Here is a 13131-nt window from a genome sequence, read left to right on the forward strand (position 1 = left end):
CTTGACGCCCCGGCGCGCGAGATCGCCGACCTCTACAAAAGGCGCTGGGCCATCGAGCTGTTCTTCCGGTGGGTCAAGCAGACGCTCAAGATCAGGCATTTTCTCGGGCGCGGCGAGAACGCCGTGCGCATCCAGATCGCCGTGGCGCTCATCGCCTTCCTCATCCTGCGCCTCGCCCAGGCCGCCCAGAACGCCATTCAAAGCCCGCTCGCCTTCGCCAGGCTCGTGCGCGCCAACCTCATGCACAAAAAGCGCATCGACCGCCTGATCGAGCCACCCCCAGAGCCGTCCAAGGACCCCAACCAAATGCTCCTGCAATGGGCGTGAAATTAAACCGGACAGCCGTGGGCTTTGACCCGGCCATCCATGCCTTGGCGCTTGAGCGGCGCATAGAGACAGAGGAGGCGCTGCGCTGGCTCAGCGCCCCCGAGCCGCCCAATTCGGCAGGCCGCTCAGAGCAGAAAAAACTCCGCCATTTCGTTGATGAGGCCGCGCTGAAAAGCGATCTGGCGGCGCGTCGGCTGCTGGCCGCCGATACGGCTTTCCAAGGGATCGGGCGCATGGATGGTGGAGTGCGACAGCTCCTCCAGCACCTGGTGGGCGCAGAAGGGAACGTGCAGCTCCGAATAGCCGCCCTCATGCGCGAAGGCGAGGCGGCCGCCGCAAAGCTCCCGCGCCGATTGCATGAGCATGCGCGTCATTTCCTTGAAGGTGGCGCCAAAGGCGAGCATGCGACCGAGCGGATCGACGCCTGAGGCGTCGAAGCCGGCGGCGACGACGATGGCGTCCGGACGGAAGCGCGCCAGCGCCGGCTGCACGATGCGCTCGAAGGCATAGAGATAGGCGTCGTGGCCGCCGCCCGGCAGGAGCGGAACGTTGATGTTGTAGTCCTCGCCGGCGCCCGCGCCGCGCGCCTCCACGCCGCCTGAAGGGCGCGGATAGTTGTTCTCCTGGTGCAGCGAGATGGTCAGAACGTCGCCGCGCTCCCAGAAGATCGCCTCCGTGCCGTTGCCGTGATGCACGTCCCAATCGACGATGGCGATGCGCTCGGCGCGCCGCTCGGCAAGGGCGGTCTCCACGGCGATGGCGATATTGGCCATCAGGCAGAAGCCCATCGGATGGGCCGGCAGGCAATGATGGCCTGGCGGGCGGCAGAGCGCGTAGGCGTTGTGCGCCTCGGCCGCCAGAACCATGCGCAGAGCCTCCACGGCGAGCCCGGCGGAGAGCGCCGCAATCTCGTAGCCGCCAGGGCCGAAGGGGGTGCGCTCGCCGAGCTCGCCGCCACCGGCGTCGCTGAGGCGCTTGAATTCCTTCAGATAGGCCCCATCGTGCACCCGCCGCAGCATCTCCTCATGGGCGGGCGCGGCCGAGCGGGTCACGAGCTCGGCGAGGAGACCGGTGCGCTCAAGCAGGTTCTTCAGGCGGCGCTTGGATTCGGGGCTTTCCGGCAGGCCGCCCTGGATGGGCTGGACGAGGCCGCCGACGGGCGCAAGGAAGGCGTAATTGCCGCCCCCATGCCAAAAGCAGCTCTCGTCGAGAAGAAAAGCGGTGGGGGTGGCTGTGGTGGGCATCCTCAAGGGCTAGCCCGCTCGTTCCGGCCGGGCAAGCGGGGAATGGAGGAATTCCAACTTCCGTGAGAGGCAGAGGCGGCGCGAAGGCCGCTTCACGAGGAAAGGTCGGCGCTGCGTTCGCGCTTCAGGGCGCCGCGCGCCTTCTTCGCCTTGAGCCGCCTTTCCTTGGAGGCGCGCGTCGGGCGGGTCGGGCGGCGCTTCTTCGGCGCCGGTATGGCGCGGCGGATAAGTGCGATGAGCCGCTCCAGCGCCTCGGCGCGGTTGCGTTCCTGCGTGCGGTGGCTTTCGCAACGGATGACGAGGACGCCCTCCTTGCTGAGCCGCCTGCCGGCGAGGCGGGCAAGACGCTGCTTGATGTCGGCCGTCAGGCTGGAGGAGCCCGCCAGGTCGAAGCGCAGCTCCACCGCGCTCGCCACCTTGTTGACGTTCTGCCCGCCGGGTCCGGAAGCCTGGACGAAGCGCTCCTCGATCTCGTCTTCCTTCAGGACGATGGCGGGCGAAATGCGGATCATCTGGCGGTGCTTCGCTCGCTTCTTTCTGCTGGTGCCCGCCACGAGCCTGCCTTGAAAGGCGCGGCGCGGGGCGCCGGCCGGGATAGGCCACCTGGCGAAAGCCCCAGCCAGGCGCGCCCAGCCGCGTCCCGGCCCGAAGCGACATCGGCGGCGGCCTCAGGCCCTGTCCTCCACGAAGGCGTCGAAAGCCTGCAGCGCCGCGCCACCATAGACCACGGAGGGGCCGCCGCCCATATGGATGGCGACGCCGATGGCCTCGGCGACCTCCGCCCGCGTGGCGCCGCAATCGAGAACCGCCTTGGCGTGATAGGCGACGCAGCCATCGCAGCGCACCGCCACGGCGATGGCCAGCGAAATCAGCTCCTTGGTCTTGGTGGAGAGCGCCTTATCCTCGCCGACGGCTTGCCCGAGCGCGCCGAAGGCCGACATGATGTCGGGCGCGGCTCCCTGCAGGAGTTCGATGCCTTCCATCACCTGCGTGGCGATATCGGTGTAGTCCTTGCTCATGCTTCTTCTCCTCCTGCCGCGCGCACAGCAATCCGGTCGGAGCCGATGATCGGCTCCGGCCAGCCCTTGCGGCGTTGATGGAGGTCAAGAAGAGCTGCGACACGCGGCCCCGAGGCCGATGCGCCGCAGGCTCGCTCGGCCCAGATTCTAGGCGGCGAGGAGAAGGCAGAGGCGGCAGCGATAGCCTTCCTTTTCGTGATAGGGCGCCTCCACGACCTCATCGATGCGAAGCTGGCCGCCCGCCTCCATGTCGCTGAGATATTCCGGATAAAGATCCGCCTCCCAGACATTCTCGTGCACGGTGAGAACGATGGGCGCGCCCGGTTTCACCACCCGGGCAAGGTCGGCGATGGCGTCCGGCCCGACATGGCCGCTGGTGAAGACGCCGACGCTGATGGCCGCATCGTAGGTATCGGGGGCGATCGGCAGGGGCGCCGTCAGATCGGCGACGGCGAGGTTGCGGTAGACGGATTTCTCCGCCGCCACCTGAAGCATCTCTTCAGAAAGGTCGAGGCCATCGATCGCCGTGACCCCGTGCCGGCTGAGCGCCTCGCCCACCAGGCCGGTGCCGCAACCGGCGTCGAGGATGAGCGCGTCGTCGGCAACGCGGCTCGCCAGCGCCGCGGCAGCGATGTCCGGGGCGACATAGCCCATGCCCGCGATGGTGTCCTTGTCGTAGCTTTTGGCCCAGTCGGCGTAGACGTTGCGCGTCTTGTCCAGATCTCCGTCGAGCGCATAGGCGCGCTTCAAGAGCGGATTGTCGCCCATCTTGCATCCCTCCTTGTCGTTATTTGCTTGCCTCCAGCCATAGGCAGGGAGGGCGGCGATGGCAAATTGTGGCCGGGCAGGCGGGTTCGGCCGGGGCGATCGGCAATCGCGGCGAGCGCTCTTGCGGCCATCTTCGGCGCGGGCCGGCCCTCGCGCCGGCCGCCTCGCCATGCCGCCTGGACATTGCAGGCGCCGGCTTCATCGGCTACATGGGCTGTCGACGCGGCACCCGTAGCTCAGCTGGATAGAGCGCTGCCCTCCGAAGGCGGATGTCAAGTCTGGCGATCGCGAAGGGCGCTGGAAGAAAAAAGTGATTATACAACGGCTTGAGCGGATGTCGGGTTCGCTCTTCAAGAGGCCGAAAATCTCGCGTAAGCATGGCGTAAGCATCTCGCGAACGGTATGCACCCGTAGCTCAGCTGGATAGAGCGTCGCCCTCCGAAGGCGAAGGCCACAGGTTCGAATCCTGTCGGGTGCGCCAATAATACTGTAATCTCAGAAATTTAGGCTGCAGCGCCTCTGACAACTCAGTGCTTGCGCGGGTATTTCGCGTAAGGAAACACATCGTCGCTGCAAGACATTGCGATGTCATCGCCCAATCGGGTAAAGGCCAAAGCGGGGAGTCCGTCTGTCCTCAGGGCCTTTACTGTGCCGACGCTGATCCTCGACAGCGACGGGAGTAGCGACAACTTCAGAGGCTCTGCCGCGGCCGCCGCGCGTCGGGTTCCGGACGCGCGCAACAAAAGTCTGCCGGGCGAATGGCACTTTGTTCCCCCGGGACCTGATTGCCCGCGACTATCCGTCCTAGCAAATGGGGGTTCTACCTGATCGGTGCGACTCAGCGACGTATCTCTCGGCGCCGCGCACCTCCTACCTTCAGATAGCACAAGGTCGATCTCCTGCCGGGACGCTTCTGAAGCAGCAAAGAGGTTCAAATCAGGAGGGCGGACGCATCATGACTTGCCGCAGTATGGCAGCCCCATGAGTCCAACTGATGAAAGCGAGGTTGCCAAACAAATTTGGATTGTGGTCGGAGTATCTCGTGCGTCTACGGTAAGGATCGGCGCGTCATCATCCGTTGGGCCAAGTCAGCATCGCTTCAACATGGCGGACAATGCCATCTGAGAACCTATGATCGAGCGGCAGATGGCCGACGAGCAGTCTGAAGAAGAGCGGCGCGTAGATCATGTCCAGCACGACATCCACGTCGTGCGGCGCCGCGATCTCGCCGCGCTCGACGGCGGCCTCGATCAGGGCGCGCCCGTGCGCCCGGCTCGACAGGATCACACGGTGGCGGAACGCCTTTGTCATCTCGCTCTCGGGATCGGACGCGGCAAGCGCCATGGTGATCTGCCGACCGCGCGTCGTCGCGAAAGTCGAGACGAGACGCTGCAACTGTGATCGCAACGATGCGAGCAGCTGGCCCTGCTTCGGGGAAGATCCCTCCGGCAGGTCGCTCATCAGCGCCTCCATCACCAACTCGCCGGCGTTCGCCCAATGCCGATAGATCGTAGGCTTGCCGACGCCCGATTTTGCCGCGACGGCCTCGATCGTAACCTGACCAAAGCCCTTCTCGGACAAGATATCCTGTGCAGCAACGAGTGCCTTCCGGCGCGCTGCGGGGCTTCGCGGTCGGCCGCGCGGGCGGGGATGTGAGGATACTTGACTCATTTATTTACGAGTCGTAACGTAAACATCCAAGATGATCAAGGGGCCTCCCGTGACACTAACTCCCTACCTGGTGGTCAGAGGCGCTGCCCGCGCAATCGATTTCTACACCACCGCCTTCGGGGCGGACGAGATGTTCCGGATGACGGATCCCTCGGACGACCGCATCGGCCATGCAGAACTCACCATCGCCGGCAGCGTCGTCATGCTGGCCGATGAGTATCCCGATTTCGGGGCGGTCTCACCCGATGCGCTTGGCGGTAGTGCGGTCACGCTGCACATGGCGACCCAGGCCGTCGATGAGGACGTGGCGCGCGCGGCTGAGGCCGGCGCAACCGTTCTCCGGCCACCAACCAACCAAAGCTTTGGAGAGCGAACCGCCCTGCTGCTCGATCCGTTCGGACACCGCTGGATGCTCGCGCAGAAGATCGAAGAGGTGGCGCCCGATGAGATGCAGGCGCGCTGGAACGAGGAAACCGGCGCATGACGGCCGACGAAATTGCTCTCGAAGCAGCGGAACAAGCGTTCAACGCCGCGATGGTCAGCAACGATGTCCAGCGCATCCGCGCCTGTATCACGGATAACTGGGTGCTCGTGACCCCGGAACGCGGACCGATCCCGGGCGACACCATACTATCGCTTATTGCAGACGGCACGCTTAGCCATGACACAATGACCAAGCGCACCCACCTTGCGCGTGTGTGGAACGACGTCGCGATCATGATCGGACGAGGCCGCAACACGGGTCAGTTCCAGGGCGCGTCAATCGAGGCCGACGAATGGGTCTGCGATGTATACCGACGGCTCGACGGCGCCTGGAAATGCGAACTCACCCAATTGACACCCGCCTATGTCACGGCTGGGACAGTGCGAGATGATTGACAGCGCCGCATTCCGCAGGCTCGCGTTGGCGCTGCCCGGAACCATCGAGATCACGCATTTCGACCGGCTTGCCTACCGGCGGCGCGTGATCTTCGCGTCGCTTGCAAGGGATGGGGCCACCGCGAATATGCGCCTGCCGCCCGAGCGGCAGGTCGACCTGATCGATCGGTTCCCACACGTGTTGCAGCGCGTGGACAACAAGTGGGGCGACCGTGGATGGTCGACGATCAGGCTCGGCTGCACAACTGAAACCGACCTGGCGCATCTGTTGGCGCTGGCACACGAAGCTGCCGCTTGAGCAGAGCCGATGGTGACTGACGCAATTGCAAAGTGAGGCTTGCCGGCAATAGCGACCGCGATTCTCGGCGCCTGGACTGTGGCCTATGCTGCGCAGGTCGGCATTCCCGACATCGTTTTCGCCGTGGCCCGTGACGAGCGTCGCGCAGCGCCGTGGGGTTGATCTTTGAGACCCTCCCCGTTTTCACTGCACCAGTGGTTGCTAACCGATCGGCTTGGAAGCATAAACTCCGGCAATCACGCCGTTGCCGAAGGTAGTGACCGACTTGCAGTCCAGAGACAGTTGCAGACTGCCGTCGAAGAGCTTCGCGCCTTCACCCCGGATGATCGGGTAGATAAGCAAGCAGATCTCGTCGACCAGTGCGGTCCTCATCAGCTCTCGCGCCAGGGTAATGCTGCCGTGAATGACAAGATCACCGGGCTCATTCTCCTTCAGATGTTTCACGGCTTCGTGGAACTCCGGTTCGACCAGATGCGAGTTGTTCCAGCTCAGGTCTGGCGCTCCGGAGGCCACGACGTGTTTTGGCATCGCATTGAACTTGTCCGAGTAGGGATCCCCACTTCGCTGCGGCCAGGCCTCCGCGAACCCCTCGTACGTCTTTCGGCCGAGAAGCAGCGCGCTGGCAGACTCAAGCTCCTTCATCTTGAATTGCGCCGCCTCGTCGCTCCAGAAGTCGAGCGACCAGAGTTCGGGGGATTCGACTACTCCATCGAGGGTCATGAATTCCGTGACAATCAGCTTGCCCATATCTTTCTCCGTGCCTTTGGGTACACCGAGACATTGGGCCGATGGCCGCACAGAGTCTTGAACAAGAACGACAACTCCGAAGGCGTCGCGTTGATCAATGACCGGAAGCCACCAGGATCTGCTTCGGCGTGCGACCGACGAAACGCCGCAGCGATCGCGTCAGATGGGCTTGATCCGAAAATCCTTCGGCGTCGACGACATCCAGAATTGATTTGCCTGACGTGAGATGTGCCGAAGCGCGCTTGGCGCGTTCGATCTGGCGAAGAAGGCCGGGCTGCAGACCGGTCGCGCGCAACATGCGACGCTGGACTGTCCGGTCCGAGACCGCCCAGCCGCTTCGTCTGATAACGTCAGCGACAAGAGAATCCGATATAAGCAGGCCGCGTGAGGTAAGCCTATTGACGAACACGTCGGAATTCTCGAACGACGGAATTTCCCAGAACTGTCCACACAAGAAGAAACGGCTATCTCGCTCGACAGGCAAAGAAACGGCCTTATCGGCCATGCGGGACAACGCGGCATCCGGCATGAACGCGCCAAGATTGAACTGAATGCCGAAGAATTCACAGTTCCGGGGGATTTCGGCCTCCGACGCATGGCTTTCGGGCCCGCGTGCTATAACCTGAACCCCCTGTTCGCCTTTTACAAAAACCATTTCCCAGTTTGGAACAGCGACGGAAAGAAACTTGTTCTCCGGCACACTTCGAGTTCGCCAAACGTGGGATACCATTGGCGAACCGACACTGTGGCTGCGGAACGGAAATATTGCGTTTGCCCAATTCATTTGAAGTTCACCATTAGTTAGGCCGAAAGACGCTTTCTGCGTGGGCTTTACTTTACGACTAGTGCGCGAGCCAGTCGAGCGCTTCCCGTATCAAGCACCCGCAGGCTTCCTTGCTTCAACCGTCAGACTCTTGATGAGGTCCGGAACTTCGCGGAGCTCCTTCGCCTGACGAAAGCGCTCATTTGAGTTCGGGACCTCGGCATGCTCAACTTCCCAGGTCAGAGGATGCGCCACGTAAATGGCCCAGCCACCGGCCTCGAGCATTGGATTCACGTCGGATCTGAGCGAGTTCCCCACCATGAGTCCTTGTGACGCTCCGCTCCCCAGACGCCCGAACACCTCTTCGTAGGTTCGCATGGATTTTTGGGGAACGATCTCGATGTGATCGAACAGCTTAGCCAATCCGGACTGGGCGATTTTCCGCTCCTGGTCAAACAGATCGCCCTTGGTGAGAAGAACAGTTCGATAATTAGACGACACGGCCTCCACCGCATCCCCCGCCCCCGGCAACAACTCAATTGGATGCGCCATCATTTCTCGACCGATCTCCAATATTTGGCGTACAGTCGCCGGCGGAAGAGTTTCATCTGTGACTTCGATCGCAGTCTCGATCATCGAAAGCACGAACCCCTTGATCCCAAAGCCGTAAACCTCGAGATTGCGCTTCTCGGCCGCGAGGAGGCGCGCACCGAGATCGTCAGTATTCGAATGATCTTTCAAAAGAGATTCGAACGACTGCTGAGTTATCTGGAAGAATTTTTCGTTCTGCCAGAGAGTGTCGTCGGCATCAAAGGCGACAGTATCGATCAATTTTGAGTACTCCCTTAGAATAGCGATCCGTACTTTACCGCGTAAGCGGAAAGGCAAGATGCCCGTCATGCGTTCTAGGCTTCCACGTTCGAGGAGGTTTGTCTCTCGAGCACGTGCAGAACGAGCAACGCCAGCATGGATATTGCGAACCCCAGAGTTGCGGCATTGGTCCAACCCATATGATAGGCAGTGAAAGCGAACGCCGGTGGCCCAATCAGCGATCCCAACGCCCCGGTCTGTGCGACAGCTCCATTCGCAGAGGCAATCCCACAAGATCCGGAAAATCGTGGGATCGATGAGAAGACGAGCGCCGGAAGCATGCCTGAGGCGATGTTCAACGCAATAAAAAAAGCTGCCGATGCAGAGGCGCTTGCTGAAGCATTCAGGGTCGGAAACAGGAGGACCGCGGGGAGCAACAGCGAGCCGAAAAGCATTTGTGGAGACATCCGCAATTGCCGCCCCGGGTGCATTTTCGCGAAATAAAACGGCACGAGAATGCCGCTAATCGTTACGAAGCCACCGATACCAGTAACCACGCCGGCGAACGTGGCTGTAGAGCCCTTTGTTTCAACCAGATATAGTGGATAGAGTGCAAAAATTCCGACCTGGAAACAGGTGAAGCAGCCGAAAGCGAATGCAAGCACTATTGAACCTTTTGAAGGTCGCCCTCTGTCCGATCCATTTCCATGAATTTCCTTCGACGAAGATCCGGTGGCGTACGTCAGGACAAGAACCGGCGCGACCAACGCCCAGACGAGCAAAGGAACTCTCCAGCCAAGAGCGTCGCCAACTATTCCAGAGAAGACAGACCCAATCGTGAACCCCAATGGAAGAAAGGCGCTCCAAAGTACCAGCGCGAGGCTGCTGCCGAGTCGCTTCGCTTCGACCGCCATCAGGACAGGGGCCGAGACGATGACTGCGAGGTAGCCTACGCTCTCTACGGTACGGCCCACCAGAAAGAGACCGCCACCGTTGGCCAACGCTTCCACGAGGCCACCAATGCCAAGCAAGGCAACTCCCGCCATCAGTCCGCGCGAAAGGCCGATACGAGTGGCGAGTTTGGCAGCTGGAAGCGCGAATAACGCCCCCGACAACTCGATGAGGGAAACCGCGAGGCCACTTGCAACAAGAGTCAGACCGAGATCGGTTGAGGCGAGCGGGATGAGCGGTGGCATCTTCCCAAGTTGTGCTGCCGCGAAGACGCCCGACAAGAAGATGACCGGCAACCGAATCCTGTTTCTGAAGCTTTTTGCCATGCCCGCACATAGCGGTAGTGCTCGTCAGAGCGACAGGAATAAGATATTCTGCCTACATGTTCGAATGCCACCTTACACCGAGCGCTCAGATGCTTGGGCCCGCTCTGCGGAGCTGGCGAGCTCTCCATCGGGTGAAGCAAGCCCACGCGGCCGAAATCTTGGGGGTCTCTCAGGCCCAGGTTTCCCGTTGGGAAAGCGGGACCCAACGGCCGAACGAACGCCAGGCTCGCGCTCTCGCGGAATTGCTTTCGGCGCGGCTGAGCAGCGCGGCCGACATGCGGCTTGCCCGATTTGTGACGGAAGCGTCAACGCCGATCCACCTGGTTTGCGACATATCCCACAAGCTTCTTGCTTACTCGAAGGCGCGAGCCAAGGAATTCCGTGCGCCGGCAAGTGATATCGAAGGGATGAGCCTATGGGCATCTGCAAGCGAAGAAATCGTGGGGGCCGAAAGACGTCTCGGAGAGCTTGGTTGGTATGATGCCGTTGCACCGGTCCTTGAGTTCGAAACGGACCATCATGTCACCGAAGTGATTGACATTCCTCGAGCCCGATTTGCGTGGACACGATTCCGTCTATCGGACGGGAGACATGTGCGCTTGGTCGAAACGCTTTCCGCGCCCTGAAATCAATTCCGTCGTACGTAGATTGTCCTTCTCGCCCGTAACGCTTTGGTATTCTAGACATCGAGCTGCCGCAGTTTGAACTAACCAGGTCGCGACCGGCGTTTTTCGGGTCATTGCAAAGCATGACCGTGTTGTAAGAGTTATTGCGCTTCTTGAAACATCCCTCGCGGCGTCTCCTCGCGAAGAAATTGATCGATCACTCGATAGAGCAGACCGTGCTGTCCTATGACCGCCGTGTGAGAGGTGGCCGGAAGAATGGCCAGTCTCGAACCGGGCAAAGGATTTCCAAGGTCACCCATCCGGCCGCCACCGAGCAGACGGAAGAACTCGACCTGGTGTTCCAGGGTCGTCACGTCCGCATCTCCCGCGATCAGAAGAACCGGCGCCTCCAGGCGTTCGACGTCGGCGCGCCAGTCCATGGGCTCGTGTTCGAGCGCGATCATGCGCTCGGCGAAATCACGGAACCCATCAGGATTCGGTGCAAGCGCGCGCCAGTCAGCCTCGATCGGTGTTCCTTCGAACATCTCGGGCGACATGGAAGGCACCATCGCGACGAACTCGGGCTGCATCCCCTCGAGTTCGAAAGCGAGCGAAGCGGCGACAAGCTGATCGACCTTGTCGGGATGCCGAACGGCTAGATGGAAGCCGACAGCGGCGCCCATCGAATAACCGAAGACGTCGGCCCGCGGCAGATCGAGCCTGTCCATCAGAAGCGCCACGTCGTCCGCCAATGCCGGGTATGTTATCGGTCGGTCGATGTCGTCGGACCGCCCGTGTCCCTGGAGCTCGATCGCATAGACGCGCCGGGATTGCGCCAGCATGGGGATGATCTCGCCCATGGCTGGAATGTTCATGTAGGCGCCATGCAGCACGATGACCGGTTCGCCCTCGCCGGAGACTTCGTAGTACATGCGCATCCCATTGGCTTCGGCATACGCACCGGTCGGCTCCGTCTGGGCGTAGGCTGCCGAAGTGGTAACGAAGAGCAGGATCACAATTCGAAGCATGGTTTTTCCTTGGATCAGGTGCTCGTGCAGTTGGACGCGGCCCCGGCGTTCGAGCAACGTCGTGGTGCCCCCTGCGCTGTTGGCGCTGGGCTCTGGGATCGGTTTCAGCTATCTATACGGCCGGTGTGGGGCTACGTTCTTGAACAAATCCGACATCGGCAAAGGGGGGCGGACGCTGGCCGTCATCGACGGCCGCATCCGCTTCAGGTCACTTCGCAAATTGCCATTCAACGCCAAGGCAGGTTGCAAATGCGTGGCGCGGGTGAGGGTTGGGATGCTTTGTGGACAAACAACACAGGTCTATTACGCGCTTTCTTCCGTTAACTGATCGTTTCCGCCTAAAATTCCTGTCGAACACCGGTTCTAATCCCCGGCAACTTGGATATTTGTCTTTCGTTTTCTTGCATACGTGTGCTCTTCAGGCGCTATCTGCATGATTGTCAGGCGGGCACCAAGAAGACATCTAAGTCCGTATGTCTCGATGATCTGGGCCAAGGAGAGGACACCCGCTGCAGATGTCACCGGCGCGCGGGAGTTCGTGCTGCCGACTGGAGTCATGCATATCGCGATCCGGCTCTCCGACGATCCGCTGAGGCTTTTTGACAGCTCGACCGATACTGTTGGATATCGGGTCGGCTCGGGAGTGCTCTGCGGCGTACGCACCGGCGCATTCTGCAAGGAAGTGGACGACCCCGCGCCGAGCGTCGGCGCAGTGCTTCGGCCAGGAGCATGCGAGCTCTTGTCGCGAACGCCAGCAGTCGCCCTTTCGGCGCGGCACGTCCTGCTCGAAGATCTATGGCGACCCGCCTTGCTTTCGGAAATCAGAGATCGCCTTGACGCGCTGCCGTCACTCGAACGACGCCTCGATCTCTTCGAGGATGCACTCGAGCGTCGATTGCCTGACCTCCCCGGAATAGACCCGATGATTGCGTACATGTTGTTCCGCTTTGGCGCAGGCCTTTCCGTGGCTGAGGCTGCCCGGGAAACAGGCTACAGCGAACGACACGCGGTTCGAAGGTTCACCGAGGCTGTCGGGGTTCCCCCGAAAGCCCACCTGCGCCTGAAACGCTTCAATCAGACAATCGCGCGCCTCCAGAGCAATCCTCATGTTACACTTGCAGATGTCGCTGCGCAGTTCGGCTATGCCGATCAGTCGCACATGACGCGAGAGTTTCAGGACTTCGCCGGGATGACGCCACGCCGCTACCTCCGCGGACGAACAGGCTCGGCACACCACGTCGTTCTAATCGACTGAAGTCGGATTCGTTCAAGAAAGACGCCTGCGCACCGGATAGGACTTGCTCCGGGATTCCCGGAGAAGACGTCATGCAATGCATCGCTGCCAAGGAACAGACAAGAGAGGTCGCGACGGAGGTCACCGTCATCAACAAGTTCGCAATATCGCCGGAGGCGATCGATGCCTTCCTCGCCGAATTCCGCGCCCATCGCGATCTGCTCGCCGCTCAGCCCGGCTTTCTTGACGGCGCTCTCTACAGGAAGGTGGATGGCCCCGGTCGATTCACCATCGTGAACCTAGCCAGATGGGGGAGCGTCGAAGCTCTCCGCTCGGCGCGTGATGCGCTTGTCCGCGCTTATGCGGCCCGGGGAGAAGACCCCAGCTCCGCCTATCGCCGCCTCGGCGTGGAGGCTGATCTGGCGACCTACCAGGCGTTGGAAAGCTACTGAGACTGACCG

Annotated in this window: 18 protein-coding genes and 1 tRNA gene; 9 read left to right on the forward strand and 10 right to left on the reverse strand. The window is 61.4% G+C overall.

Annotated features, from left to right (window positions below):
- A partial coding sequence (locus Q331_RS22410; RefSeq protein WP_034492966.1) for an IS4 family transposase occupies positions 1 to 327 on the forward strand: 327 nt, incomplete at its 5' end.
- Between the two features lie 125 nt (positions 328 to 452).
- Here the strand turns inward: Q331_RS22410 and Q331_RS0117540 are convergent.
- The 4 genes from Q331_RS0117540 to Q331_RS0117555 all read right to left on the reverse strand — a co-directional run bounded on the left by Q331_RS0117540 (position 453) and on the right by Q331_RS0117555 (position 3358).
- Positions 453 to 1571 carry a class II histone deacetylase gene (locus Q331_RS0117540; protein WP_034492969.1) on the reverse strand — a complete coding sequence of 373 codons (1119 nt, stop codon included), beginning with the start codon at positions 1569 to 1571 and terminating at the stop codon, positions 453 to 455.
- 92 nt (positions 1572 to 1663) lie between these two features.
- A complete protein-coding gene (arfB, locus tag Q331_RS0117545) occupies positions 1664 to 2083 on the reverse strand; it encodes an alternative ribosome rescue aminoacyl-tRNA hydrolase ArfB (RefSeq protein WP_026381746.1) in 420 nt (139 codons plus the stop codon).
- 156 nt (positions 2084 to 2239) lie between these two features.
- Positions 2240 to 2590, reverse strand: coding sequence for a carboxymuconolactone decarboxylase family protein (locus tag Q331_RS0117550; RefSeq protein WP_026381747.1), 351 nt, complete (start codon positions 2588 to 2590; stop codon positions 2240 to 2242).
- A gap of 147 nt (positions 2591 to 2737) precedes the next feature.
- Positions 2738 to 3358 carry a class I SAM-dependent DNA methyltransferase gene (locus Q331_RS0117555; RefSeq protein ID WP_026381748.1) on the reverse strand — a complete coding sequence of 207 codons (621 nt, stop codon included), beginning with the start codon at positions 3356 to 3358 and terminating at the stop codon, positions 2738 to 2740.
- A gap of 404 nt (positions 3359 to 3762) precedes the next feature.
- On the opposite strand from Q331_RS0117555, the gene Q331_RS0117565 reads away from it, so the two are divergent.
- Positions 3763 to 3839, forward strand: a tRNA-Arg gene (locus Q331_RS0117565).
- A 590-nt stretch (positions 3840 to 4429) separates the two neighbouring features.
- Here Q331_RS0117565 and Q331_RS0117570 read toward each other — a convergent pair.
- Positions 4430 to 5029, reverse strand: a complete 600-nt coding sequence (locus tag Q331_RS0117570; RefSeq protein ID WP_026381749.1) for a TetR/AcrR family transcriptional regulator — start codon at positions 5027 to 5029, stop codon at positions 4430 to 4432.
- Positions 5030 to 5078: 49 nt separating this feature from the next.
- Here Q331_RS0117570 and Q331_RS0117575 point away from each other — a divergent pair, with 49 nt between their 5' ends.
- The 3 genes from Q331_RS0117575 to Q331_RS22415 are packed head-to-tail and all read left to right on the forward strand — an operon-like array spanning position 5079 to position 6206.
- A complete protein-coding gene (locus Q331_RS0117575; protein ID WP_245615723.1) occupies positions 5079 to 5513 on the forward strand; it encodes a VOC family protein in 435 nt (144 codons plus the stop codon).
- Positions 5510 to 5908, forward strand: coding sequence for a nuclear transport factor 2 family protein (locus Q331_RS0117580; protein WP_026381751.1), 399 nt, complete (start codon positions 5510 to 5512; stop codon positions 5906 to 5908). Before Q331_RS0117575 ends, Q331_RS0117580 begins: the two co-directional genes overlap by 4 nt.
- A complete protein-coding gene (locus Q331_RS22415; RefSeq protein WP_034492976.1) occupies positions 5901 to 6206 on the forward strand; it encodes an MmcQ/YjbR family DNA-binding protein in 306 nt (101 codons plus the stop codon). The genes Q331_RS0117580 and Q331_RS22415 overlap by 8 nt, the downstream gene beginning before the upstream one ends.
- Before the next feature lie 201 nt (positions 6207 to 6407).
- Here Q331_RS22415 and Q331_RS0117590 read toward each other — a convergent pair whose 3' ends face one another.
- The 4 genes from Q331_RS0117590 to Q331_RS0117605 form a co-directional block, all read right to left on the reverse strand.
- Complete coding sequence (locus Q331_RS0117590) at positions 6408 to 6953, reverse strand: dihydrofolate reductase family protein (protein WP_026381752.1); 546 nt, start codon at positions 6951 to 6953, stop codon at positions 6408 to 6410.
- 94 nt (positions 6954 to 7047) lie between these two features.
- On the reverse strand, positions 7048 to 7653 hold the full coding sequence (locus tag Q331_RS23550; protein ID WP_169738533.1) for a helix-turn-helix domain-containing protein: 606 nt from the start codon (positions 7651 to 7653) through the stop codon (positions 7048 to 7050).
- A 174-nt stretch (positions 7654 to 7827) separates the two neighbouring features.
- Positions 7828 to 8547, reverse strand: coding sequence for an HAD family hydrolase (locus tag Q331_RS0117600; protein ID WP_245615725.1), 720 nt, complete (start codon positions 8545 to 8547; stop codon positions 7828 to 7830).
- A gap of 74 nt (positions 8548 to 8621) precedes the next feature.
- Positions 8622 to 9803 carry an MFS transporter gene (locus Q331_RS0117605; RefSeq protein WP_026381755.1) on the reverse strand — a complete coding sequence of 394 codons (1182 nt, stop codon included), beginning with the start codon at positions 9801 to 9803 and terminating at the stop codon, positions 8622 to 8624.
- A gap of 89 nt (positions 9804 to 9892) precedes the next feature.
- Here Q331_RS0117605 and Q331_RS23555 point away from each other — a divergent pair, with 89 nt between their 5' ends.
- Positions 9893 to 10429 (forward strand): helix-turn-helix transcriptional regulator, encoded by a 537-nt coding sequence (locus tag Q331_RS23555; protein WP_281173914.1) that lies wholly within the window; start codon positions 9893 to 9895, stop codon positions 10427 to 10429.
- 140 nt (positions 10430 to 10569) lie between these two features.
- Here the strand turns inward: Q331_RS23555 and Q331_RS0117610 are convergent, their stop codons facing one another.
- The gene (locus Q331_RS0117610) at positions 10570 to 11436 is read right to left on the reverse strand and encodes an alpha/beta fold hydrolase (RefSeq protein ID WP_026381756.1); all 867 of its coding nucleotides are present in this window, start codon (positions 11434 to 11436) and stop codon (positions 10570 to 10572) included.
- 139 nt (positions 11437 to 11575) lie between these two features.
- Between Q331_RS0117610 and Q331_RS23840 the strand changes: the two genes are divergently transcribed.
- The 3 genes from Q331_RS23840 (at position 11576) to Q331_RS0117620 (ending at position 13122) form a co-directional block, all read left to right on the forward strand.
- The gene (locus Q331_RS23840) at positions 11576 to 11764 is read left to right on the forward strand and encodes a hypothetical protein (protein WP_156953410.1); all 189 of its coding nucleotides are present in this window, start codon (positions 11576 to 11578) and stop codon (positions 11762 to 11764) included.
- Positions 11765 to 11869: 105 nt separating this feature from the next.
- Positions 11870 to 12691 carry a helix-turn-helix domain-containing protein gene (locus Q331_RS0117615; RefSeq protein ID WP_026381757.1) on the forward strand — a complete coding sequence of 274 codons (822 nt, stop codon included), beginning with the start codon at positions 11870 to 11872 and terminating at the stop codon, positions 12689 to 12691.
- Positions 12692 to 12762: 71 nt separating this feature from the next.
- Positions 12763 to 13122 carry an antibiotic biosynthesis monooxygenase family protein gene (locus Q331_RS0117620; RefSeq protein WP_026381758.1) on the forward strand — a complete coding sequence of 120 codons (360 nt, stop codon included), beginning with the start codon at positions 12763 to 12765 and terminating at the stop codon, positions 13120 to 13122.
- Positions 13123 to 13131 lie beyond the last annotated feature (9 nt).

This window comes from Afifella pfennigii DSM 17143, assembly GCF_000688515.1.
Taxonomy (GTDB): domain Bacteria; phylum Pseudomonadota; class Alphaproteobacteria; order Rhizobiales; family Afifellaceae; genus Afifella; species Afifella pfennigii.

Bases quoted from the DNA above. Each gene is read 5' to 3' on its own strand.
- Q331_RS0117540 (WP_034492969.1), bottom strand. From the start codon at position 1,571: ATGCCCACCACAGCCACCCCCACCGCTTTTCTTCTCGACGAGAGCTGC.
- arfB (WP_026381746.1), bottom strand. From the start codon at position 2,083: ATGATCCGCATTTCGCCCGCCATCGTCCTGAAGGAAGACGAGATCGAG.
- Q331_RS0117550 (WP_026381747.1), bottom strand. From the start codon at position 2,590: ATGAGCAAGGACTACACCGATATCGCCACGCAGGTGATGGAAGGCATC.
- Q331_RS0117555 (WP_026381748.1), bottom strand. From the start codon at position 3,358: ATGGGCGACAATCCGCTCTTGAAGCGCGCCTATGCGCTCGACGGAGAT.
- Q331_RS0117570 (WP_026381749.1), bottom strand. From the start codon at position 5,029: ATGAGTCAAGTATCCTCACATCCCCGCCCGCGCGGCCGACCGCGAAGC.
- Q331_RS0117580 (WP_026381751.1), top strand. From the start codon at position 5,510: ATGACGGCCGACGAAATTGCTCTCGAAGCAGCGGAACAAGCGTTCAAC.
- Q331_RS22415 (WP_034492976.1), top strand. From the start codon at position 5,901: ATGATTGACAGCGCCGCATTCCGCAGGCTCGCGTTGGCGCTGCCCGGA.
- Q331_RS0117590 (WP_026381752.1), bottom strand. From the start codon at position 6,953: ATGGGCAAGCTGATTGTCACGGAATTCATGACCCTCGATGGAGTAGTC.
- Q331_RS0117605 (WP_026381755.1), bottom strand. From the start codon at position 9,803: ATGGCAAAAAGCTTCAGAAACAGGATTCGGTTGCCGGTCATCTTCTTG.
- Q331_RS23555 (WP_281173914.1), top strand. From the start codon at position 9,893: ATGCTTGGGCCCGCTCTGCGGAGCTGGCGAGCTCTCCATCGGGTGAAG.
- Q331_RS0117610 (WP_026381756.1), bottom strand. From the start codon at position 11,436: ATGCTTCGAATTGTGATCCTGCTCTTCGTTACCACTTCGGCAGCCTAC.
- Q331_RS0117615 (WP_026381757.1), top strand. From the start codon at position 11,870: ATGATTGTCAGGCGGGCACCAAGAAGACATCTAAGTCCGTATGTCTCG.
- Q331_RS0117620 (WP_026381758.1), top strand. From the start codon at position 12,763: ATGCAATGCATCGCTGCCAAGGAACAGACAAGAGAGGTCGCGACGGAG.